Origin of the sequence: Kocuria rosea subsp. polaris, from assembly GCF_001483755.1 — a bacterium.
Lineage (GTDB): Bacteria > Actinomycetota > Actinomycetes > Actinomycetales > Micrococcaceae > Kocuria > Kocuria cellulosilytica.
Map to the genome: position 1 here is coordinate 200,223 of NZ_LQBK01000033.1, position 21,089 is coordinate 221,311.

Annotated in this window: 20 protein-coding genes and 1 other RNA gene; 4 read left to right on the forward strand and 17 right to left on the reverse strand. The window is 70.4% G+C overall.

Features of this window, described 5'->3' with window-relative positions:
* Positions 1-35 precede the first annotated feature (35 nt).
* The 6 genes from AVL61_RS13090 to smpB form a co-directional block, all read right to left on the reverse strand.
* Positions 36-473 carry a hypothetical protein gene (locus tag AVL61_RS13090; protein ID WP_157571428.1) on the reverse strand — a complete coding sequence of 146 codons (438 nt, stop codon included), beginning with the start codon at positions 471-473 and terminating at the stop codon, positions 36-38.
* Entirely contained in the window at positions 473-2,314 is a 1,842-nt protein-coding gene (locus AVL61_RS17985; protein ID WP_157571429.1) for a hypothetical protein, read from the reverse strand. The genes AVL61_RS13090 and AVL61_RS17985 overlap by 1 nt, the downstream gene beginning before the upstream one ends.
* Positions 2,315-2,516: 202 nt before the next feature.
* Positions 2,517-4,196 (reverse strand): hypothetical protein, encoded by a 1,680-nt coding sequence (locus AVL61_RS13100; RefSeq protein WP_157571430.1) that lies wholly within the window; start codon positions 4,194-4,196, stop codon positions 2,517-2,519.
* A complete protein-coding gene (locus AVL61_RS13105) occupies positions 4,193-5,689 on the reverse strand; it encodes a tyrosine-type recombinase/integrase (protein ID WP_157571431.1) in 1,497 nt (498 codons plus the stop codon). Before AVL61_RS13105 ends, AVL61_RS13100 begins: the two co-directional genes overlap by 4 nt.
* A gap of 117 nt (positions 5,690-5,806) precedes the next feature.
* Positions 5,807-6,188, reverse strand: a transfer-messenger RNA (tmRNA) gene (gene ssrA, locus AVL61_RS17550).
* Positions 6,189-6,274: 86 nt separating this feature from the next.
* On the reverse strand, positions 6,275-6,751 hold the full coding sequence (gene smpB, locus AVL61_RS13110; RefSeq protein WP_058874759.1) for an SsrA-binding protein SmpB: 477 nt from the start codon (positions 6,749-6,751) through the stop codon (positions 6,275-6,277).
* Between the two features lie 181 nt (positions 6,752-6,932).
* Here smpB and AVL61_RS13115 point away from each other — a divergent pair, with 181 nt between their 5' ends.
* Positions 6,933-8,168: a polysaccharide pyruvyl transferase family protein gene (locus tag AVL61_RS13115; protein ID WP_058874760.1), complete on the forward strand. Its 1,236-nt coding sequence runs from the start codon at positions 6,933-6,935 to the stop codon at positions 8,166-8,168.
* Positions 8,169-8,223: 55 nt separating this feature from the next.
* Here the strand turns inward: AVL61_RS13115 and prfB are convergent, their stop codons facing one another.
* On the reverse strand, positions 8,224-9,345 hold the full coding sequence (gene prfB / locus AVL61_RS13120) for a peptide chain release factor 2 (RefSeq protein ID WP_058874761.1): 1,122 nt from the start codon (positions 9,343-9,345) through the stop codon (positions 8,224-8,226).
* Positions 9,346-9,433: 88 nt separating this feature from the next.
* Here prfB and AVL61_RS13125 point away from each other — a divergent pair, with 88 nt between their 5' ends.
* The gene (locus tag AVL61_RS13125) at positions 9,434-10,597 is read left to right on the forward strand and encodes a glucose-1-phosphate adenylyltransferase family protein (protein ID WP_058874762.1); all 1,164 of its coding nucleotides are present in this window, start codon (positions 9,434-9,436) and stop codon (positions 10,595-10,597) included.
* Between the two features lie 108 nt (positions 10,598-10,705).
* Here the strand turns inward: AVL61_RS13125 and AVL61_RS13130 are convergent, their stop codons facing one another.
* From AVL61_RS13130 to AVL61_RS13160, 7 genes are all read right to left on the reverse strand, one after another.
* The gene (locus AVL61_RS13130; protein ID WP_058874763.1) at positions 10,706-11,176 is read right to left on the reverse strand and encodes a pilus assembly protein TadG-related protein; all 471 of its coding nucleotides are present in this window, start codon (positions 11,174-11,176) and stop codon (positions 10,706-10,708) included.
* On the reverse strand, positions 11,173-11,556 hold the full coding sequence (locus AVL61_RS13135; RefSeq protein ID WP_058874764.1) for a hypothetical protein: 384 nt from the start codon (positions 11,554-11,556) through the stop codon (positions 11,173-11,175). Before AVL61_RS13135 ends, AVL61_RS13130 begins: the two co-directional genes overlap by 4 nt.
* 133 nt (positions 11,557-11,689) lie before the next feature.
* On the reverse strand, positions 11,690-12,097 hold the full coding sequence (locus AVL61_RS13140; RefSeq protein ID WP_058874765.1) for a TadE family protein: 408 nt from the start codon (positions 12,095-12,097) through the stop codon (positions 11,690-11,692).
* A 2-nt stretch (positions 12,098-12,099) separates the two neighbouring features.
* A complete protein-coding gene (locus AVL61_RS13145) occupies positions 12,100-12,324 on the reverse strand; it encodes a hypothetical protein (protein ID WP_058874766.1) in 225 nt (74 codons plus the stop codon).
* A 51-nt stretch (positions 12,325-12,375) separates the two neighbouring features.
* Positions 12,376-13,320, reverse strand: a complete 945-nt coding sequence (locus tag AVL61_RS13150) for a type II secretion system F family protein (protein WP_058874767.1) — start codon at positions 13,318-13,320, stop codon at positions 12,376-12,378.
* On the reverse strand, positions 13,317-14,174 hold the full coding sequence (locus AVL61_RS13155) for a type II secretion system F family protein (protein ID WP_058874768.1): 858 nt from the start codon (positions 14,172-14,174) through the stop codon (positions 13,317-13,319). Before AVL61_RS13155 ends, AVL61_RS13150 begins: the two co-directional genes overlap by 4 nt.
* Positions 14,171-15,433: a TadA family conjugal transfer-associated ATPase gene (locus AVL61_RS13160; RefSeq protein ID WP_058874769.1), complete on the reverse strand. Its 1,263-nt coding sequence runs from the start codon at positions 15,431-15,433 to the stop codon at positions 14,171-14,173. Before AVL61_RS13160 ends, AVL61_RS13155 begins: the two co-directional genes overlap by 4 nt.
* Before the next feature lie 376 nt (positions 15,434-15,809).
* Between AVL61_RS13160 and AVL61_RS13165 the strand changes: the two genes are divergently transcribed.
* Positions 15,810-16,757 carry a glycerophosphodiester phosphodiesterase family protein gene (locus AVL61_RS13165; protein WP_082697149.1) on the forward strand — a complete coding sequence of 316 codons (948 nt, stop codon included), beginning with the start codon at positions 15,810-15,812 and terminating at the stop codon, positions 16,755-16,757.
* 16 nt (positions 16,758-16,773) lie between these two features.
* Here AVL61_RS13165 and AVL61_RS13170 read toward each other — a convergent pair whose 3' ends face one another.
* Entirely contained in the window at positions 16,774-17,190 is a 417-nt protein-coding gene (locus tag AVL61_RS13170; protein ID WP_058874770.1) for a DUF2304 domain-containing protein, read from the reverse strand.
* A 50-nt stretch (positions 17,191-17,240) separates the two neighbouring features.
* Positions 17,241-17,906 carry a glycosyltransferase family 2 protein gene (locus AVL61_RS13175; RefSeq protein ID WP_231738411.1) on the reverse strand — a complete coding sequence of 222 codons (666 nt, stop codon included), beginning with the start codon at positions 17,904-17,906 and terminating at the stop codon, positions 17,241-17,243.
* 144 nt (positions 17,907-18,050) lie between these two features.
* Between AVL61_RS13175 and AVL61_RS13180 the strand changes: the two genes are divergently transcribed.
* Positions 18,051-20,123: a DUF6541 family protein gene (locus tag AVL61_RS13180; protein WP_058874772.1), complete on the forward strand. Its 2,073-nt coding sequence runs from the start codon at positions 18,051-18,053 to the stop codon at positions 20,121-20,123.
* A 203-nt stretch (positions 20,124-20,326) separates the two neighbouring features.
* Here the strand turns inward: AVL61_RS13180 and AVL61_RS13185 are convergent, their stop codons facing one another.
* Entirely contained in the window at positions 20,327-21,088 is a 762-nt protein-coding gene (locus AVL61_RS13185; protein WP_058874773.1) for an ABC transporter ATP-binding protein, read from the reverse strand.
* Between the last annotated feature and the right edge of the window lies 1 nt (position 21,089).

Below are 21,089 nucleotides of genomic sequence, written 5' to 3' on the forward strand. Positions count from 1 at the left end.
TTGGCTTCATCGACCCCACGGGGTATGGCGGGCTGCTACGTCCAGCGATTGGGTCGTCGATTACGCCCCATGGGGATCACGTCACCTTCTTGGGCCCTGTCCTGCTCGGTTGCATTGAGGTGCATGGCGAACAGCGCCATCATGTAGCGTTCGTTCTGCCGTTCTTCGGCCTTCAGTTTTTCCTTCGCATCGGCCAGAGCCTGCTTGGTCTCCACCTTGCGGCGTCGGTCCGGGCTCATCCCGGTACCCCGGCCCTCCCGAAGGTCGTGGAAACGCCTAGTGATATGCCACTCGGTTTCTGCTTCCTCGTCCTGCTTGAACGCTCGGTCGACGGCGTCGTGGCTTAGCCCCGACCGACGCTCGATCTCGCGTTTGGTTCGCTTGGCCGCGTCGTCCACGGCCATGGCATCGATGGCGTCGGCAATCCGGCGGAACACCTCGGGGGTGACCTGCTTCCGGCGTAGCGCGCTCATCACGATTCTTCCTCGTGCAGTTCCTGCTCCCGTGTCATTTCACGGAGGAGCGCTACGATACGGGCTCGGTCCTTGCGCAGATGTTCAATGAACTGTTGGTGCCCCTTGCCTCCGTCGAGGAACTTATCGATTCGCTCAATGTGCGATTCGAGCACCTTACGGTGCTTGGTTGTGTAGAGGGAGTTGGCACAATCACTCCCGGAACAGATGTGGTCGCCGAGAAATGGCCCATTTGAGCCACAGGCGGCGGTCGACGCGTTGAACATGCAATCGTTGGTGATGCCCAAGTGGAGTCGTTCGGCGAGCTTGTTGGTGATGTACTCGGCGCGACGAGGATCAGTGATGATTTGAGCACGCATTTCTTGCACCTTTTTTCTAGCGGGGCCTGCACCGGTTTCACTTCCCGAAATGATGGCGGCTGCGTATCCGCGTAGCGCGGATCGTCGGTCATCGTCCATCGTTTTGGTAAGTTGCTGAGCACCATCGGAGAGATAGCCTGTAGTGGTGCGAGCACCCAGATGGCCTAATTGGATGCCCAGACCAAGTTCGGCTCCGGGCTTGGTGGCCGTGTAGACGCTGAATGACCGTCTTAGCGTGAGTCCGTTGGTTGATGTACGGACGTCGACGTAAACGGGATCCAGCCCTAATCCCTGGCCGCGTCCCAGCCGGGTTCGCGGATTGCCATTGACAAAGGCGATGAGGCGTCGGATGTCGCGTGTGGCATCGTAGGCGCCGACATCGACGGCGCTGCGGGCGAATAGGTGCGTCGGATGCAGTGAGAGCGCACTCACCACTTCGATAGTTCGAAAAATCGGCTCGGGCGCCCACCATCCTCGTTCTTGCCCTTCCGCCTCGGGTACTCCCTTGTACTGGCGGCCAGCTAGCGCGGGCAATCCATCAAGGGTCGTCGCTGTATCGCGGGTCAAGGATTGAATCTCGCTGTCCCGCATCCCTGTGAGTGCGGCCAACATTACGTAGCAGGAGCCGCGAAGGACGCCCGTCAAGTATTCCGCCTCACCCAGTCCAATTTCTGATATCCAGGGTGTCGTTGTGCCGTCGCTATGAATGACTGGCACGGTTGGTTGGACAAGTCCTCCGAGGGCACTTCGTTCTGAATCCAGTGCCATTTCGTCAAACATTTCGATGGCTTCTGGTCGAAAATTGTGGTTTGACTTGTTAAAAATCGAGTCGTTGATACGCAGCATGCGCGCAACAAGGCGTATGTTCACTGCGCCGCGGTTGGCTGTTGTTCGACCAGATCCAGTATGAAGTGGAACCACCCCTCCGCTTTCGGCCCACCGTTGCACGACGCGCCAGGCATAGGACCCGCCTGGGCCACGCGGAGCTGCCGGCAAAGAACGCATGGTTTCGTTAGCCAAGAGAATGTCAGGCGAGAATCGATTCACCACCGTCCATGCGGCCGAGACAACTGGCGCCCAGGTCTCCCATGCCAAAGGTGTCGTACTGTTCTCGGATTGCCTTTGAACCTCTGCCACCGTGACCGAACTCAGCGAACCCCAGGGCTGAAACGCAAGCCCGCCTCCGGGGAGCGCCGGGGACGATGCTCTAATGTCCTTCAGCTGGTCGACGTAGCGTCGAATGGCCTCGGGCGCCAGCGCTCCGGCGTTGGGTCTATGTCGGCCAGTTCGTAATGCCCCCAGGAACATATCGGCGTCCCACTGGGTCCAGTCCGGGAAGTCTCTGAGTCCTTGTTCATGTCCCCAGTTGGCGATCGTCCGCAGTCCATAAAATGCCGTGATGACACCCGTGGGAACCGCGGGTTTCCCGCGGTAGCTGGCCCCCACTTCTACAACTGCTGGATGATTTGGGTTGGCCATCACAGCGAGGACATTTCGAACGCTCTCTCGGTATTCAGCAGGTATTGTCCGTAGGTCGAGGCGTCTTCCTTTGGCACTTTCCCTGAAAATAATTGGTTGGAGATCCCAAAGGTCGTCTCCGTATCGAGGGCCTTCCACAAGACCGTCGAAAACGGGCTCCTCAGGGTTGAGGAGCCACCGCCTTGCTCCAGATGCACATGATTGTTCACTCATCACCAGGGCCTCTCATGTCGTTTGCTGTGCCGATATTCAATGGAACGGTGCCAACTTTGGTGCGGGCGGCCTCGATGGCGTCGGCCGAGAACGCAGGGAGGACGATTTGGGTCAGGACTTCGTGAATGTGTTTCCAGCGTTCCAACCATGCTCGGGGGTCTGCGGACCGTGCTGGGTCGGCGATCTCGGCGATGAGCAGGGCCGCGGGCAGGTGGTCTTGGGTAATCAGTGCGTTGGGGCATCCAAAGCATGTACCGGTGGTGGACAGCCGGCAGATCTCTCCCGCTTCCTGGTATGGACTGTCGAGGGGGTCGCGGCAGGCGGTGTGGGGACCGTCAAGGTCGCCGTTGAGAAGCTTGGCTCCCAGGTCGCCCGGCAGTGTTGAGGTCTGTTGACCTGCAGCCAGGAGATTCTGCGCTTCGGGGGTGACGACCAGCGGACCGGCCACTGCTGTGGTGAAGTACTCGCTGATGGCGTCCATCAATAGGCGGCCGGCTTTCTTCCGGAGTACGGCTGAGGTGGTGTAGTGCCTGATGAAGACATCTGGACTGTGGCGAACTGTGCGGCGAAGGTAACTGCCGCCCTGTTCCAGCGCTTCCTCGGCTACCACGACCTTGCGGAACCGGTTCCAAATCACCGGTTCCGCAACGCCAATACCGTGGTCTTTGGTCCATCGTCGTAACGACCACACGGTCTGCGACCAGGGCGGCTCCTGGACAGTCCCGTCTGCCCGAATGCAGATCCAGAGGGTGTCGGTATCCGCACGGGACCGGATAGTCGCGGTGAGGCGCAGGAGGGCGGTCAGCGCCCTGTGGGCGTCTCGGTCGCGCCGGGTATAGACGTTTCCGTGGGTTTCGCCACCGGCGCGCTCCTTGGTGTAGGTGAGGGCATAGGCGTCAACGGCATCCTGCTGTGCTAGATAGCTGAGTCGTTGCGAATGGGTCATGTCTCGAGTGGCCTCGTCGTGACCCGAGGAGGCAGTGGCGAGGACCTTACCGATGGTCAATTGCCGCAGGACTTCGATGGGTTCTCCGGTGGCCAACGACAGCAGGAGGCTCAGGGCGACGAGTGTCTGTCTATCAGCGCCCTGTGGGCTTTCGTTTTGGATGGCCTGGTATATGACGTGATGGGCGCGAAAGCGCATGCGCCTCACTTCGCGAGAGCCGTAGGCAGGGAGCCCTGGGTTCCTGAGGTGAGTAAGTCGCGTGCCTTGCTCAATGCGCCGCACGACTTCGGGGTGCAATAAGCCCGGAACGTCGCACTCAATGCGGTCGAGAAGAGCGAAGAAATGGACGGCATAGCGATACGGAGTGTCGGTATGGCTGCGTTGGCGTCGGTCTCTCAGCTCTTGTTCCCAAGAGTCCAAGTGACGCCGCCGAATGTCGTAGAGCCCGAACCCCGCCAAGCATTCCGCCTGGTGCAACCGTTGCCCGAGGTGCCGCAGGAACAGCCGCACTCCCGTCGCAAGCTCGGATGAGCTGCCGGGCACTTCGCGGCTGACTTCGACCCACTTGTCCGCGAGGTGCGCGGCGAGGACTGGTGTGGGAAAAGTCATGGGGTGGATGTAGTGGAAATGATCCCGCCCATCTCTTGGATAGGCCACTTTTCTCGTCGTCGTGTCGACCTGCGGGGTTCCGTCGGCGGTCCCTGTTCGAGGGGGTTCCTCTTTCACGACGTGACCCCACCACTTGGACTTTGTAGATCTTCGGGTTTAGCAAGTCCGCTGGTGACTGCTTCGGCGACGCGGCGCAGAGCGCTGGGGGCTTCTTCTTGCCAAATCTCTGCGGCGTAGATGTACTTCTGGGTGGTTTCGATGGAGGCGTGCCCGAGGAGCTGGCGGACGGTCTCGACCGGATTCTTGACCAGGGCATAGGGGTCGAGGGCGCGGCCTTGGGCAGAGCGCATCAGTTCTGAGAGGCAGTGCACCGCGAAGGTGTGGCGCATGGTGTGGGGTGTGACGTGCACGTGGGCCGGTGGGCGGAGCGCCGAGCCGTGATCGTGGACGCGTTGGCGGGCGTCGGTGAACAGGTGGTCCCAGTAGTCGATGTGCGGCGGGAGACCTCGACGGCTGAGGAAAAGCGCCAGAGGTTCTATGGTGCCGTCGTCGGCGATGCGCACGGCTCGTCGGCGGTTTTCGATGCTGAATTCGACGGCTGGGATGGTTGTTCCGCGGATGACAATCGTGGGTTGCCCCTTGCGGTGTCCGATGCGGTCGACGACGAGTAGCTGGCCCGCCCGGCGCTTCTCACGGAGGCTGGGCTGGGCGGCGGCGATGATGGTGGGGCGTTCTGCGGTGCGATAGAGATGGAGGCCGTTGACGAATTCGGTGGTGATGTAGACGTCTCGGATGACCTGGTACTTGCCGGTGCGGCGGAAGGAGTCCACACCGGAGGGTGGCATCTCTTCCAAAGGCTGCACTTCGCAGTCGAGGAGGTGGCCGGCTTCTTCGCGTCTCATTCCGGTGGTCAGCAAGAGCAGGCCGTAACCGTAGTCGCGTTCTGGGTAGGCAGGCCTGTGCTGATCGGCTCCGTCACCGCGGAGGCCGACTTCGAGGAAGTGCTTTGCCTGGGGCAACGTAAGAAACTTCTCGACGCGCTGCTCTCGAGATCGGGTGATGAGCGTGTTGCGCTTCTTGGTGCCCCAGCGAGGGACGGGGTCCGTTGTGATCCAGCCACGGTCGAGCGCGTAGCGATAGAAGCCGCTGAGAGCGGAGAGTTCGTTATTGAGAGTTGAACCCTTGATCCCAAAGTTCTGGCGGTGCTTTCGGTACTCGAACAGGTCATCGCGGGTGACGTCGGTGAGGTCCAGGGTTGGTTCGCCGTGATCGGCGAGCCATATGTTGAGGTCCTGCTCTTGAGCGGCGGCTTCCACTTGGGCGTGCCGGACTCGTATGAAACGCAGGAAGCGGGTCAGAAAGCGGATGTGGGTCTTGCGCATGGTGTCGAGAGTCAGACCGCGTTGTTGCCAGGCCTCGAGTAGGTACCGGTTCAGATAGCGGCATCCGTCCGCTGTCCCGTCGTCGTCGAGGACGAAGGGGTAGCCGTCGGGCAGGCCGTGCCGGTCGAGGACCTCCAGGGCGATGGAGGGGTCGAAGGTCCGGCCGTTGGGCAACAGCAGGGGCGGCCCGTCGAGCAACCGGGATCGGTTAATGGTGCAGATACGCAACTGTCCCCCACACGAGGCCTGTCCGCGAAAGGAACAGCGACCTCATGTGGAGGACAGTAGTGCGTTGCCTGTCGTTGAAAAAGGCTTCTGACTGAGAAGACACTTTTTGAACTTCAGAGGTGGAGATGGGGGGAATTGAACCCCCGTCCGATGCAGCATTGTCAGGGCTTCTCCGGGTGCAGTCTGCTTGGCGTCTTCTCAGTCCCGGCCCTCGTGCAGACACGTGGCCGACGGACTCAGTCGCGAAAGTGTTCTCCAGACGCCCGCGACGAACGGCTGGAGCAGTGGCCTTCTAGCTGATGCCAGGCCCCGGGTCGAAGGCGAACCCGGGCTGACAGCCACTGGTGAGTCTACTTACGCAGCGAGCGCGAAAGTGGACTGCGTGGCGTTGCTCTTGGAATTGGCAACTATTGTTTTACAGAGAGCGTTTACGAGATAACTCTGCGTCCTCGACCCGCTTCCCCTGTCTCAACTCACATCGTCGAAACCGATCATCCCCGTATTCGTTTGTCAAGCATCCCGCCGCAGCGGGACAACCCAGTCTACCGCGCGGTACATGCCGGCCGCAAGGGATGCCCGGGCGCCTCAGCCCAGGTTCTTGTAGCGCATGGCGCGCTGCGCCTCGCGGTTGTCCTGCTGCTCCCGCAGCGCCTGGCGCTTGTCGTACTCCCGCTTGCCCTTGGCCACCGCGATCTCGACCTTGGCCCGCTTCCCGTCCACGAAGTACAGGGAGAGCGGGACGATCGTGAAGCCGGCCTCCCGGGTCTTCTGCTGGATCTTGTCCATCTCGGTGCGGTGCAGGAGCAGCTTGCGGCGGCGGCGGGCGGAGTGGTTGGTCCACGAGCCCTGCAGGTACTCGGGGATGTGGACGCCCTCGAGCCACAGCTCCCCGTCGGTGAACTGGCAGAACCCGTCCACGAGCGAGGCGCGCCCCATGCGCAGGGACTTCACCTCGGTGCCCATGAGCGAGAGGCCCGCCTCGTAGGTGTCGAGGATGTGGTAGTCGTGCCGGGCCTTCTTGTTGTTGGCGACGACCTGGCGACCGGAGTCCTTCTTGGCCATGGGCCTCCTCCCTGGGGACGGTGCGGGCGGGGAACGGCCGCGCACCGGGGCACGCGGCAGGGCCTCCATCCTACGCCACGGCGCCGGCGCGGAACGGACGGTCGCCGGCCGCGCCGGGAGCCGGGTCCGGTGCCCGGGCGTCGCCCCAGGTCACCGTCGCGGCACCCGCTAAGCTGAGCGGATGCTGGATCCAGTCCCCACCGAGCCCCCGCCCGTCCGGGAGGTCCTGTACCTCGTCGGCACGAGCGGCCACCCGAACTTCGGCGACGAGTTCATCGCCGCGTCGTGGCTGCGCTTCCTCGCCCGCGCCCGGCCCGACGCCGAGGTGTGGCTCGACTGCCCGAACCCGGGGCTGGCGTCCCACCTGTTCGCGGACCTGCACCCGCGGCTGCGGACCACCGACACCCTGTGGCGGCTCGCCGTCGAGACGGCGGGGATGGACCCTGCCGCGGCCGACGCCCACGTGGACCGGGTGGTGACGCACCTGGGCTCCCCCCGCTACGACCTCGGCCTGCTCGGCGCCCGCCGGGCCGGCTCGGTCCACTTCATCGGGGGCGGCTACCTGAACTCCATCTGGCCGCACCACGCGCGCCTGCTGCGCGCGGCCCTGCGGCTGCGCGAGGTGTCCGGTGCGCGCCTCGTCGCCACCGGCCTCGGCCTGTCCCCCGCCGCCGACGCCGAGGGGCTGCGCACCGCGCTGGGGGCCTTCGAGCACGCCACGGTCCGCGACGCGCCCAGCGCCCAGCTCGCCCGGGCCGACCGCGCCCCCGACGACGCCTTCCTCGGGCTCCCGGGCCTCGCGGGCTTCACCGGCGCTCCGGCCGAGGGAGCGGCCGACGGCGACGTGTGGGTGTGCCTGCAGAGCGACATGTCCGAGCCCGGGGTCCTCGAGGACGCCGTCGCCGCCGTGCGGGCCGCCCTGACGGGCCCGGCGCTGGCCGGGCGGCCCGTGCGCTACCTCGAGGCGATCCCCGGCGCCGACCGCGCGGCCTTCGACCGGCTCGCCGATCTCGTCCCGGAGGAGAACTTCGTGCCCTTCACCCGGGTGTGGCAGGAGGGCTTCCCGGCCCGCCCGGGCCAGACCTGGCTCACCTCCCGGTTCCACTTCCACCTGCTCGCGGCCGCGTGCGGCGCGGAGGGCACCGCGCTGGAGGTCAGCCCGGACTACTACCGCATCAAGCACCAGTCCCTGCTCGAGGCCGGCACCGGCTGGTCCCTCACGCCGACCGGCAGCACGGAACCGGCCGCACCCGCCCGGTCCGCCGCCTTCCCGGCCACGGCCGCACGGCTGCACCGGACGAAGCTGCGCGAGGCGGAGGAGCTGTACCCGGCCGTCGATCCCGCCGCGCCCGGCCCGGCCGAGCCCGAGGCCCGCACCCTGCCGGGACGGACGGTCGCGCGCTTCCTGCGCCGCTGAGCACCGGGCCCCGGCCGGTCGTCGGCCGGGGCCCTGGCGGGGATCCCGCGGGAGCTCAGGCGTCGGCCGGGGCGTGGCGCTGGTCGGCGCGCCAGCGGATGCCGGCGTCGACGAAGCCGTCGATCGCGCCGTCGAAGATCGCGGAGGGGTTGCCCTCCTCGTGGTTGGTCCGCAGGTCCTTGACCATCTGGTACGGGTTCAGGACGTAGGAGCGCATCTGGTCGCCCCAGGAGGCCTTGACGTCCCCGGCAAGCTCCTTCTTCTTGGCGCTCTCCTCCTCCTGGCGCTGCAGGAGCAACCGGGACTTGAGCACGCGCAGCGCGGCGGCGCGGTTCTGGATCTGGGACTTCTCGTTCTGCATGGACACCACGATGCCCGTGGGGATGTGCGTCATCCGCACCGCGGAGTCCGTGGTGTTCACGGACTGCCCGCCGGGGCCCGAGGAGCGGAAGACGTCCACCTTGATCTCCGCCTCCGGGATCTCGATCGAGTCGTCCTGCTCGATGAGCGGGATGACCTCCACGGCCGCGAACGAGGTCTGGCGCCGCCCCTGGTTGTCGAACGGGGAGATGCGCACGAGCCGGTGGGTGCCGGCCTCCACGGACAGCGTGCCGAAGGCGTAGGGCGCCTTGACCTCGAAGGTCGCGGACTTCAGGCCCGCCTCCTCCGCGTAGGAGGTGTCGAGGACGGTGGTCGGATAGCCGTGGCGCTCGGCCCAGCGCAGGTACATGCGCATGAGCATCTCGGCGAAGTCGGCGGCGTCCACGCCGCCGGCGCCGGAGCGGATGGTCACCACGGCCTCGCGCTCGTCGTACTCGCCCGAGAGCAGCGTCTGGACCTCCAGCCGGGAGAGCGCCTTCTTGACCGCGGCGAGCTCCTCGACGGCGAGCTCCAGGGTCTCGGCGTCGTCCTCCTCGGCGGCCAGCTGCACCATGACCTCGATGTCGTCGATCCGGCCGCCGAGCTTCTCGAGCCGTTCGAGGTCGGACTGCTTGTGCGAGAGCTTGGAGGTGATCTTCTGCGCCGAGGCCGGGTCGTCCCAGAGGTCCGGGGCGGTCGCCTGCTGCGAGAGCTCGGCGATGTCCCGCTTGATGGCGTCGACGTCGCTCACGGCCTCGATGGACGCGAACGTGGAACGAAGGGCGGAGATCTCTGCCGGGAAGTCAAGGGAGGCCATGGAAGCCAAGATTATCGCATGGGGGCAAATCGTCCCGGCCCCGCCCGGCCCCGCTCTGGCAGGATGGTGCCGAGAGGAAGGACGCACGATGCGCATCCCCCGCACACTGGCCCTGATCCTCGCCGGGGGCAAGGGTTCCCGCCTCGGCGCCCTGACGGAGAAGAAGGTCAAGCCCGCCCTGCCCGTGGCGGGCACCTACCGGCTCATCGACGTGGCCCTGTCCAACCTCGTGCACTCCCACGTCTCGGACGTCTGGGTCGTCGAGCAGTTCCTCCCGCACAGCCTCAACGTCCACCTGGCCAACGGGCGCCCCTGGGACCTGGACCGGACCCACGGCGGCCTCCAGGTCCTGCCCCCGTACGAGGGGACCGAGGGCGAGGGCTTCGCCGAGGGCAACGCGGACTCCCTCTACCGGCAGAAGGACCTGATCCGCGACTTCGCCCCGGACCTGGTCCTCGTGCTCAGCGCCGACCACCTCTACACGCTGAACTTCCTCGACGTGATCGACACCCACCTCGCGCGGGACGCCGATCTCACCGTGGTCACCACGCTCGTCGACGAGGACCCCTCCCGCTACGGCGTGGTGCAGACCGACGACGACGGGCGCGTCACCGGCTTCGACTACAAGCCCGAGACGCCCCGCGGGCGGCTGGTCGCCGGCGAGATGTTCCTGTACGACGCGCAGAAGCTGCTGGAGGCCCTGGACGTCCTGCACGAGCAGGAGGGCCGGCTCGAGGACTACGGCAACGACCTGGTCCCGTGGTTCGTGGCGCACCGCACGGTGGTCGAGCACCGTCTGGAGGGGTACTGGATGGACCTGGGCACCCTGCAGTCCTACTGGACGGCCCACCTGCAGATGCTCGACGGCGAGGGCGTCACCCTCGACGACCCCGGCTGGCCGATCCTCTCGGCCCAGCCGCAGCGGGTACCCGCCCGGATCGCCGGCAGCGCCGAGCTGCGCCGGTCCATGGTCGCCGCGGGCGCGATCGTGCGCGGCGCCGTGGAGCGCTCGGTGCTCGGGCCCGGCGTCGTCGTCGAGGAGGGGGCCACGGTGCGCGGCTCGGTGCTGCTGGACGGCGTCCGGGTGGGTGCCGGGGTGACCCTCGAGAACGTGGTGGCCGACGTGGGCGCCGACATCTCCGGCGCCGGCCGCCGCGGTTCCGAGAAGGGCGTGACGCTGATCGGCGAGGACGGGACGGTGCGCGGCACGGAGGAGTTCGACCGCTCCGCCGTGCTCCCGGCCGGCTACTGACCCGCCCACCCGCCCCCGTGCCGCCGAACGCACCGGTTCCGCCCGAGACCTGGCCGTTCCTGCGGGCCTCTCGGGCGGAACCGGTGAGTTCGGCGCCGGGGGACGCTGCTACCGCCCCAGCTGGGCGCGGGCCTCGCTCGTGGCGGTGATCGGGATGCCGTCGGGCACCAGCAGGTTGACGACCGGCGGGTGCACGACGGCGGACAGCGACACCTCCGCGGTCCGCCCGTCGGGGCTCCCGGTGGGTGCGGCCAGGACCAGGCCCGGGGTGTCCGCACCGGCCCGGACCGTGTCCAGGTAGGCCGCCGCGGCCCCCGCCACGGCGTCGTCGTCCAGGACCGTCGCCGGCGGGGCCCCGCCCTCCCCCGGGCGCAGGGCCACGAACGTGTCGGCCGCGGCGAGCGCGGCGTTGTCGGCCAGCACCTGGAGCTTGCGTTCCCCCACGTAGACCGCGGTGACGCCCATGACCACGACCGTCAGCAGGAGCAGCACGACCGCGAAGCCGATGACCAGGATCGTGACCTGGCCGTCGTCCTCGTCGTCCCGGTTCCCGCCCGGGTGCGCCGCCCGCCCGCTCATCCGTAGCGCCCCAGCACGACGGTGGCCGAGGACGTCAGCACGGCGACGTCCAGGTCCGTGAACCCGGGCACGAGCGGCAGCGGGACCTCCAGGGTGGCGTGCACGGTGGCCACCGCCCCCGGCGTCCCGCAGGCGCCGTCGGAGCACTCGAGCCGGATCCCCAGCCGCTCGGGCGCGAAGCCCTGGTCCGTGGCCGCCAGCTGCGCCGCCGCCGTCAGCCCGGCGTCCGAGAGCTCCCCGGGCTCGGCCCGGGCCAGCACCTGGGAGGCCTGCTGCGCGGCGGCCACGACCGCGAAGGCCCCGGCCTGGACCTGGGCCACGGCGAGCACGAAGTAGATCACGGGCACGAGCAGCAGCGTGCCCAGCGCGACGAACTCCACGACTGCGCTGCCCTCGTCGCTCCCCCCGGGGCTCCCCGCCCCGTCCGCCGCGCCGGGCGCACGGGCCGGCGCCGTGGTCCGTCCCGTCGCGGGCGCCGCAGCAGTCCCGGCGGCCGCGGTCCTCCCGACCGCCTCAGTCCCCGAGGACGGCATGGCCGCGCACCTCCAGGGAGTCGGGCGGGCCGAACAGCGCGATCACCGGCAGCGGGGAGACCACCGTGATCTCCAGGGTCCGCAGCTCGCCGGTCGTCACGGGGGCGGCCGCGACGTCCTGGGCGTACCGGGGACCCAGGGCGCCGGAGACGATCCGGCGGGTCCGCTCGACCCCGTCCTCGGGCGAGCGGTCGGCCAGGGTGCCGTACCGGGCGCCGGCCGCGGCGGCGTCGACCAGCGTGTTGCGCACGTGCAGGGCCAGCGCGAGCTGCAGCGTGGCCGCGAAGATCATCGCGACGAGGCCGGCCACCATCACGTACTCGACCACCGCGCTGCCCCGGTCCGTCTCCGGGGGCCCGGTGTCCGCCCGGGCACGGATCCCGCCCATGCTCAGTTCTGGCTCACGCGGGCCATCGCGTCCTGGAAGAGTCCCTCCAGGGCCGGCTGCGCCACGAGCAGCAGGCCCGCCACGAGCACCGCCGACATGAGGGTCAGCATCACCCAGCCGGGGACGTCGCCGCGGTCCGGGTCGTCGGCGGAGAGCCGCTCGCGCAGCGCGGACAGTGCCGGGGCGAGGACGCCGAGCAGGGCGGCGAGCCGGTGGAGGTGGGTCATGGGGTGTCCTTTCCTGGGGGGCGGCCGCTCTCCGGCCGCCCGGCTGAGAGCTCAGAAGCCGAGCTCGAGAACGGCGAGACCGGGATACACGGCGAAGACGACCGTCAGCGGGAGCACGAAGAACACCAGGGGGACCATCATGGCGATCTCCTTGCGCCCGGCCGCCTCCATCAGTTCCCGCTTGTCGTTGTCCCGCACGTCCTGGGCCTGGGCGCGCAGCACGTCCGCCAGGGGCGTGCCGCGCTCGATGGCCACGACGATGCCGTCCACGAACCGCCCGATCGGTGCCACCGGGGTGCGTGCGGAGAAGTCCTGGAGGGCGTGCACGAGCCCGGCGCCGGACCGGGTCTGCGCGAGCACCGCGCGGAACTCGGCGGTGAGCTCCCCCTCGGCCACCCGGCACACCCGCTCCAGCGAACCCACGGCGCTCTCCCCCGCCCCCACCGACAGCGCCATCAGCTCGGCCACGGCGGGGAACTCGGCCAGCATCCGGGTCTCACGGACGCGGATCCGCCGGCTCAGCAGGTGTCCGCGCAGCAGGTGGCCGGCGGCCGCCGCGGCCCCGACGGCCAGCAGCACCCCGCCGGGGCCCGTGCCCCAGCGGGCCGCACCGGCCACGCCGAGCAGGACGCCGACCAGCAGGCCCCCGGTCGCGAACAGGAGCTGCTCGGCGCGGAAGTCCGCCACCGTGGTGGTGGACCCCGCACGCACCAGCCGGCTCTCCAGGGCCGCCGACGGGCCGGCGTGCCGGAACACGCGCCGGGCCAGAGCCCGCACGAGCGGATCCAGTCCCGCCGCGGCCCGGCCCGGGGCCCGGACCGCGCGGTCCCCGGGGCGGGCGAGCAGCGCCGACTCGACCTCCACCGAGCGCAGCTGCGGGGAGATGCGGGTCGCGAAGGACGGCCCGCCGGTCACCCGGGCCCCGGTGAGCACCAGCCACAGGCCGGCGGCGTGCACCAGGCCGAGGAGCACCAGCAGGGCGGGGGAGACACTCACCGCAGCACCCGGGCGGGCTCGGGCAGGGCCCCGATCCGCAGCATGAGGCGATAGGCGGTCACGGACACGACCAGCCCGCTGAGCAGCACGAGGGCGCCGGCCGGGGTGTCGTAGGCCCGGATGGCGGCCGGCTGGGTGGCCATCAGCGCCAGGACGATCCACGGCGCGGCCACCGCGAGGCGGGCGGCGTTGACCGTCCAGGACTGGCGGGCCTCCAGCTCGCCGCGGGTGCGGGCGTTCTCCCGGAGGAACTCCGACAGCGTCCCGAGGAGGCGGCCGAGGTCGGTCCCGCCGACCTCCCGGGTCACCCGCAGGGCCTCGACGATGTTGTCGGCCACCGGGTCGGCCAGCCGGTCCTTGAGCAGGGTGAGCGCACCCTGCAGCTGGCCGGACGCGCGGTAGTCGGCGGCGAACCGGGCGAAGGCCGGGCGCACCGGCTCCGGCCCGCGGTACTGCAGCTGGATCAGTGCCTCGGGCAGGGACATCCCCGCCCGGATCGCCGAGCGCAGGTGGTCGACGACGTCGGGCCACACCTCCCGCAGGGCGGCCGCACGGCTCCGGGCCCGGTGCTGGACCACCGCCACGGGGAGCCAGGCCCCCAGGAGGGCGGCGCACAGGCCGAGGACGGCCGCGCCGGTGACCGCGGCGACGAGCAGGCCGCCCAGCGTCCCAGCCGCGGCGCAGGCGGCCAGCAGAACCGCCGGGCCGACCCGGGCCAGGTCCGCGCGCAGCAGCAGCTCCTGCGTCCGGCCGGGGCGGCGCGCACGGGCCGGGCGCGGCGCGTCCTCGGCCCAGCAGGACCACCAGAGCAGGAAGACGCCCGCCCCCAGCAGCACTCCCAGCGCCGCGCTCACCGCGCCGCCCCGTCCGGGCCGTCGTCCGCCAGCAGCTCGCTCACCCGGTGCCCGGCCCGCTCGAACTTCCACGCGGCGGGCGCCTCGGCGGCCACCGCCAGCAGGGCGCCGTCGGCCTCGGCGAAGACGGGGTAGGTCTCGATCACACCGTTCTCGACCCGGTTGCCGATCGCGAGGATCTCGCTCACCCGGCGCCGGCCGTGCCGGTCGCGGTGGCAGTGCACCACGAGGTCGAAGCACGAGGCCACCGTGGGCACCACGAAGCCGGTGCTGATGTTCTCCCCCGCCAGCAGCGGCAGGGTGCAGATCTTCGTCACGGCGTCCCGGGCCGAGTTCGCGTGCAGGCTGCACATCCCCGGCAGACCGCTGTTGAGCGCGATGAGCATGTCCAGGCTCTCGGCCTCGCGCACCTCGCCGACCACGAGCCGGTCCGGGCGCATCCGCAGCGCCTCCTTCACGAGCCGGCGCAGCGGGATCTCGCCCGTGCCCTCCAGGTTGGGCTGGCGGCACTGCATGCCCACGACGTCGCGCAGCGGGACCTGCAGCTCGAAGATCTCCTCGACCGTCACCACCCGCTCCCGCGGTCCGATCGAGGCGCACAGGCAGTTGAGCAGCGTGGTCTTGCCGGCCTGCGTGGCGCCCGAGACCAGGATGTTGAGCCCGCTGGCCACGGCCGCGTCGAGGAACCGCGCCGCGCGCGGCGGCAGCGAGCCCAGCTCCACGAGGTCGTCCAGCCGCCGTGCCCGCGCCACGAACTTCCTGATGTTCACGGCCCAGTGCCGGCGCGTCACGTCGGGGATGACCACGTGCAGCCGGGACCCGTCCGGCAGTGCGGCGTCCACGAACGGGGAGGACAGGTCCAGGCGGCGGCCGGAGGACTTGAGCATGCGCTCCACGAGACTGCGGATCTGCGCCTCGGTCAGCACCAGGCTCGTCAGCTCGGACTCCCCGCCGCGGGCCGCGTAGACCTCCGCGGGGCCGTTGATCCAGATCTCCTCGATCCGCGGGTCGTCGAGCAGCGGCTGCAGCGGGCCGAACCCGGCCACCAGATCCAGCAGCACCCGGCGCGCGGCGTCCAGGTCGGCCAGGGCCGGCAGCACCCCGCGTGCCGACCGCTGGTCGTAGTCCCGCACCGCGGCGTCCACCAGCTCCCGGGTCCGCTCCAGCTCCAGCACCGGGTCCAGACCCCGGCGCCGGATGAGCTCGCGCACCTCGGCCTCGACCAGCCCGAGCGCGTCCTCGGAGAGCAGTGCCGTCATCGGTCCCCCTGCACGTCGCCCGCCGCGGGATCCGCGCCGGCCGCGCTCCCCCACGGAGCGCATGCACAGGAACATAGGCCGGGCCGCCGTCGTCCCCACAACCCCGTTCCGGTGGCCTGTGGACAGCCTCCGCTGACCTGCGACGTTGTTCCCGTCCGGAAACACACGGTCCGTCACAGGATGCACGTGCATGAAATCTGCCGCGCGGCACCGCGCTCGCGCGTCCGGGTCGCTCGTGCCGGGGCACCCGTGGTGGCGGCGTGCACGGGGTGACCGCGGGCCGTAGTGTGGGCGGGCGAGGACGCCTCCGCCCCCGGTGTCCGCTGCCCCGGCGGGGCCCGTGCCGCGGGCACCGCCGCCGATCGCGAGGACCGCCGTGACCCATCTGACCCCCCAGCAGGACGGCACCCGCCCCGACGTCGCCGTCCGGGCGCGGGCGCTGCTGCGCGCGGCCGTCCCGTTCACCGGCAACCTGCTCACCAGCGGGGTCGGCGCGGCCCTGGGCCGGCACCTGGCGGCCCCGTCCCCGGGTCCGGCGGCTCCCGCGCCCCGGGACTGGCCGACCGCCTTCGCCCACCGGGGCGGCGCCGAGGTGGCACCGGAGAACACCCTCGAGGCGTTCCGGGCGGCCGCGGCCCTCGGGGACGTGGTGCTGGAGCTCGACGTGCAGGCCTCCGCCGACGGCACGGCCGTGCTGATGCACGACCTCACGGTGGACCGCACGACGGACGGGACCGGTGCCGTCGCGCTGCTGTCCACCGCGCAGCTGCGGCGCCTGGACGCCGGGCACGAGTTCACCCCCGACGGCACGACCTTCCCGTGGTGGGGGCGCGGGGTGCACGTGCCCACGCTCGCGGAGGTCTACGAGGAGTTCCCCGAGCACCGGGTGGCGATCGAGCTCAAGGGCAACCGTCCCGGCGCCGAGGAGATCGTCTGGCGGACCATCCGGGCGGCGGGCGCCCAGGGGCGCACGCTCGTCGCGACGAACCGCACGGCCTCGATCCGCCGCTTCCGGCAGGTCTCGGGCGGGGCGGTCCCCACGGCGGCCGCCGTCACGGAGTTCGCGGTCTTCCGGCTGCTGTGCCTGCTGGGCCGGCACGGGCTTCCCGCCCTCCCGTTCCAGGGCCTGCAGCCGCCCGACACGCTGCTGGGCCTGCGCGTGCTGACGCCCGGGCTGCTGCGGGCCGCCCAGCAGGCGGGTCTGCGCGTGGACGTGTGGACGATCGACCGGGAGGACGACATGCGCCGGCTGCTGGCGTGGGGCGTGGACGGCGTGATGACGGACCGGCCGGACCTGCTGTCCCGGGTGCTCCGGGAGTCCTGAGCCGCGCCGGGAGCGCTCAGCCGGCGGGACGCTCCGCCGGGGAGGTCTCCGCGAAGGTCCGCACCGAGGCGCGCTGGGCGTGCTCCGGGGCCGGCGCCCACGGCCGCTCGGCCTCGGTCACGGCGATGTGCCGGGCCAGCCGGGTCACGTTGACCTCCTGCTGCCGGTTGCGCAGCGCGGAGGTGGCCTGGGTGATCATGAAGATCACCACGAAGCCGTACAGGACGAGGTCCGTGCCGCGCCCGATCCCGAAGAACTGGGCGACGCCCGTCAGCAGGTCGGGGAAGAAGATGGACAGCGCCGCGAAGACGAAGAAGGCGAGACCCACCACCCGGCGGATCGCCTGGTGCTTGGCGTTGGCCCCGCCGCGGATCAGGGCGAGCGCGCCGTAGCCCACGGCCAGGACCAGCAGGATCTGGACGGCATAGATCATCGGACGGCTCTTCCCTTCGATCGTGCGAACTGGTGGCGGACGGGTGCGGGCTACTTGACGAACAGCTCGGCGAGGATGTTCACGCCGTTGAGCAGCGACTGCCCCTTGGACTTCGAGTAGTCCGTGTAGATGATCTCGACGGGGTGCTCGACCCAGGCGGGCCGGATGTCGGCGAGCTGGTTGACGATCTCGGAGGCGTGCGCCATCCGGTTCTGGGTCAGCCGGATCCGGGACAGGGTGCCCCGGTCGATGGCGCGCAGTCCGTTGTGGGCGTCGGAGAGGTCCATGCCCGTGGACAGCTTCGAGAAGAACGCCGCGGTGCGCAGCACGACCCGCTTGAGCGGGGAGATCCGGGTGCGCCGGTCGAGGAAGCGGGAGCCGAGCACCACCTCGGCCTCGCCCGAGCGGATCCGCTCGACCATGTCCCACGCGTCGACCACGCGGTGCTGGCCGTCGGAGTCGAACGTGACCACGCAGTCCATCCCGGGGTCCTGCAGGGCGTACTCGAACCCGGTCTGCAGCGCCGCGCCCTGCCCCAGGTTGATGGGGTGCTGGACGACGACGGCGCCGGCCTCGGCGCAGATCCGGGCGGAGTCGTCGGAGGATCCGTCGTCGACGCAGACGACGTGCGGGAAGGTCCTGCGGAGCTCCTTCAGCACCTCTCCCACGACGGCCGCCTCGTTGTACACGGGCATGACGATCCACGAACGACTCACCCGGACATTCTCGCACAGCGGGCCGGACGCGCCGGTCAGGGCGGAGGCGGGCCGGGGCCGGCCGCTATGATCGTCCCGACCCTTTCCCCCCCGTCGTGAGGACAAGACCGTGCCCGCTGCCAGGCCGAGCCCCGCAGGACCGACGTGCTGACGGACTGGGGACCCTACCTGCCGGCGTTCCTGGTCCTGCTGGCGTTCCTGTGGCTGCCCGGGCTCGCCCTGCTGTGGGCCTTCGGGCAGCGCGGGGGCAGGATCCTGCTGACGGCACCGGCGTTCAGCGTCGCCGTCGTCGGGCTCACGGGCGTGGTCCTGGACCTGGTGGGCGTCCCCTACGGGGCCCTGTCCCAGGTGCTGGCCGCCCTGGTGCTGGCGGCGCTGGCCTGGCTGGTGGGGCGGCTGGTCCCCCGGGGCGGGCACGTGCCCGCCTCGCACGCCGCCGGCACGGAGCCGGGCGGCCGGGTCTCGCACGACGACGGCGGGCGCCGCTGGCTGTTCCCGGCCGGCGCGGCCGCCGGGCTGGCGGTCGGTGCGGTCCTGCTGCTGCGCCGGCTGACGTCCGTGATCGGCGTCCCGGAGGCGATGGCCCAGCGCTGGGACAACATCTTCCACCTCAACGCCATCCGCTACGTCGTGGAGACCGGCAGCGGCTCGACCCTGACGCTGAACCGGATGGTGAGCCCGGACAGCGCGATCGCCCTGTACCCCGCGGCGTGGCACCAGCTGGCGTCCCTCGTGGTGCCCCTCACCGGCGACAGCGTCCTCGTGGCCCACAACCTGACCCTGCTCGCGGTGGCGGGTCTCGTCTGGCCGGCCTCGTGCATCTTCCTGGCCCGCTGCCTCGTCGGCCCGTCGGCGGTGGCGGCCGTCCTCGCCGGCACGGCCGCCGCCGGCTTCAGCGTCTTCCCGCTGGGCCTGATGGCCTGGGGACCGCTCTTCCCCAACATCCTCGCCCTGGCCATCGCCCCCGTGTCCCTCGGCCTGCTCGTGCGGCTGCTCGGCCCCGGGGTGACCGCGGACCGGACGGAGGCCACCCCGGACGCGGCCGGCCGGGTGCGCCTGGCCGCGAGCCTCGTGGTCACCCTGGGCGCGCTCTTCGTCTCCCAGCCCAACGCGTTCCTGGCCCTGCTCGTGGTCGCGGTGCCCGTGGCGGCCACGGCGTGGTGGCTCGGCCTGCGGGCCGCCGCCGGCGCCCGGCGCCGCGGTCCCGCGCTCGTGCTCGTGGTGGTCGCCGCGCTCGCGGTCGCCGCGTGGCTGCTGCTGTGGAACGTGCTGACCACGTCGTTCGTGTGGGAGCCGTCCACCACCCTGGCCCGGGCCGTCGGCGAGGCCCTGCTCTTCGGCGCCAACGGCCGGGAGGACGTGCCCTGGGTGCTCGTGCTGCTCACCGGCGCGGGGATCTACGCGGCCGTCGCCCGGCGGAGGCTGCGCTGGCTGGTGCTCGCCCACCTGGTCCTCGTCTACCTCTACGCCGTGGCCGCCGCCGGCGAGGAGAGCCCGGCCCGGCAGTGGCTCGTGGGCGGGTGGTACACCGACTCGTACCGGCTCGCCGCCACGCTCCCGCTGACGGCCGTGCCGCTCATCGCCCTCGGCACCGCCCACGTGGCCGAGGGCCTGGCCGCCGGGCTCCGGGCCCTGGCCTCGTTCACCGGCCGGCCCCGGGCCGGCCGCGCCGCCCTTCCCGTCGCGGCGCTCGTGCTGCTGGCTCTCGCGGTGCCGTACTCCCAGGTCGATTCCCTCACCCAGGCGACCCGGTGGGGCAAGCAGTACTACGCGTGGGAGGGCCCGGAGAGCATCGTGGACCGGGACGAGTACGAGCTGCTGCAGGAGCTGGACGAGCTCACCGAGCCGGGGGACGTCATCGCCGTGAACCCGTGGAACGGCGGCTCCCTGGCCTACGCGGTCGCGGACCGGTCCGTGACGCAGTACCACGTCGAGCAGCCCGGCACCGAGCTGCGGGCGCTGGACCCGGACCTGCACGCGATCGCGTCGGGGATCGGGGGCGCCGTCCCGGGCAGCCCGGCCTGCGCGGCCGCGGAGGAGCTGGACGTGCAGTGGGTCCTCGACTTCGGCACGCAGTTCATCATCCCGGAGGCCCGGCAGGCCCGCGACTACTCGGGCATCAACGCCGTCGACCCGCAGGCCGCGCCCGGTCTCGCGCTGGTCGGGCAGGAGGGCGAGGCGGCGCTCTACGAGGTCGTCGGCTGCGACGGCCCCTGAACGCCCGCGCGGTCCCCGGTCTGCCGGCGCGCCCCGCTCCCGCGGCGGGCACCGGTCCCGCGGCGGGCACTGCTTCCGCGGCAGGCACCGCACCCGCGGCGGGCGCCGATTCCGCCGCGGGCTCCGCTCCGGTGACGGACGACGACGGGCCGCCCGGCTCCGGCAGGAGCGGGGCGGCCCGTCGTCCGTGCGGGCGGGAGGCGTCAGCCGGCGTTCTCCGCGGCGCGGAACTGCTCGATCACCTCGTCGATGGGCCCGTCGCTGCGCACCCGGCCGTGCTCGATCCACACCCCGCGGTCGCAGACCTTGCGGACCACGTCGAAGTCGTGGCTGACGACCAGCAGCGTCTTGCCCTCCGCCGAGAGCTCCTTGACCCGGCCCAGGCTCTTGCGCTGGAAGGGCTCGTCCCCCACGGAGAGGATCTCGTCGATGATGAAGATGTCCGGGTCGGTGAACACCGCCACGGCGAAGGCCAGGCGCAGGTACATGCCGGAGGAGTAGAACTTCACCTCGGTGTCGATGAACTGCTCGATCTCGGAGAACGCCACGATCCGGTCGAACTTCCGGTCGATGTCCTCCTTGCTCATGCCGAGGATCGCGCCGTTGAGGTAGACGTTGTCGCGGCCGGTGAGGTCGGGGTGGAAGCCGGCGCCGACCTCGATCAGCCCGGCCACCCGCCCGTTGACCTCCAGCGATCCCCCGTCGGGGCTCATCACGCCGGAGACCAGCTTGAGGAACGTGGACTTCCCGGAGCCGTTGAGCCCCACGAGCGCCACGCTCTCCCCCGGCCGGATGCTGAGGCTGAGGTCCTCCAGGGCGCGGAACCGGTTGGAGATGTCCTGGCGCCGTCCCCGTGCGAGCCACATCACCGTCTCCTTGAGGGAGCGGGCGTGGCGCAGGGAGAACTCCTTGGCCAGGTGCCGGGCGACCACGGCGGGCGCGGGCGCGGTGGGATCGGTGCTCATC

Bases quoted from the DNA above. Each gene is read 5' to 3' on its own strand.
- AVL61_RS13090 (WP_157571428.1), bottom strand. From the start codon at position 473: ATGAGCGCGCTACGCCGGAAGCAGGTCACCCCCGAGGTGTTCCGCCGG.
- smpB (WP_058874759.1), bottom strand. From the start codon at position 6,751: ATGGCCAAGAAGGACTCCGGTCGCCAGGTCGTCGCCAACAACAAGAAG.
- AVL61_RS13115 (WP_058874760.1), top strand. From the start codon at position 6,933: ATGCTGGATCCAGTCCCCACCGAGCCCCCGCCCGTCCGGGAGGTCCTG.
- prfB (WP_058874761.1), bottom strand. From the start codon at position 9,345: ATGGCCTCCCTTGACTTCCCGGCAGAGATCTCCGCCCTTCGTTCCACG.
- AVL61_RS13125 (WP_058874762.1), top strand. From the start codon at position 9,434: ATGCGCATCCCCCGCACACTGGCCCTGATCCTCGCCGGGGGCAAGGGT.
- AVL61_RS13130 (WP_058874763.1), bottom strand. From the start codon at position 11,176: ATGAGCGGGCGGGCGGCGCACCCGGGCGGGAACCGGGACGACGAGGAC.
- AVL61_RS13140 (WP_058874765.1), bottom strand. From the start codon at position 12,097: ATGGGCGGGATCCGTGCCCGGGCGGACACCGGGCCCCCGGAGACGGAC.
- AVL61_RS13145 (WP_058874766.1), bottom strand. From the start codon at position 12,324: ATGACCCACCTCCACCGGCTCGCCGCCCTGCTCGGCGTCCTCGCCCCG.
- AVL61_RS13160 (WP_058874769.1), bottom strand. From the start codon at position 15,433: ATGACGGCACTGCTCTCCGAGGACGCGCTCGGGCTGGTCGAGGCCGAG.
- AVL61_RS13170 (WP_058874770.1), bottom strand. From the start codon at position 17,190: ATGATCTATGCCGTCCAGATCCTGCTGGTCCTGGCCGTGGGCTACGGC.
- AVL61_RS13185 (WP_058874773.1), bottom strand. From the start codon at position 21,088: ATGAGCACCGATCCCACCGCGCCCGCGCCCGCCGTGGTCGCCCGGCAC.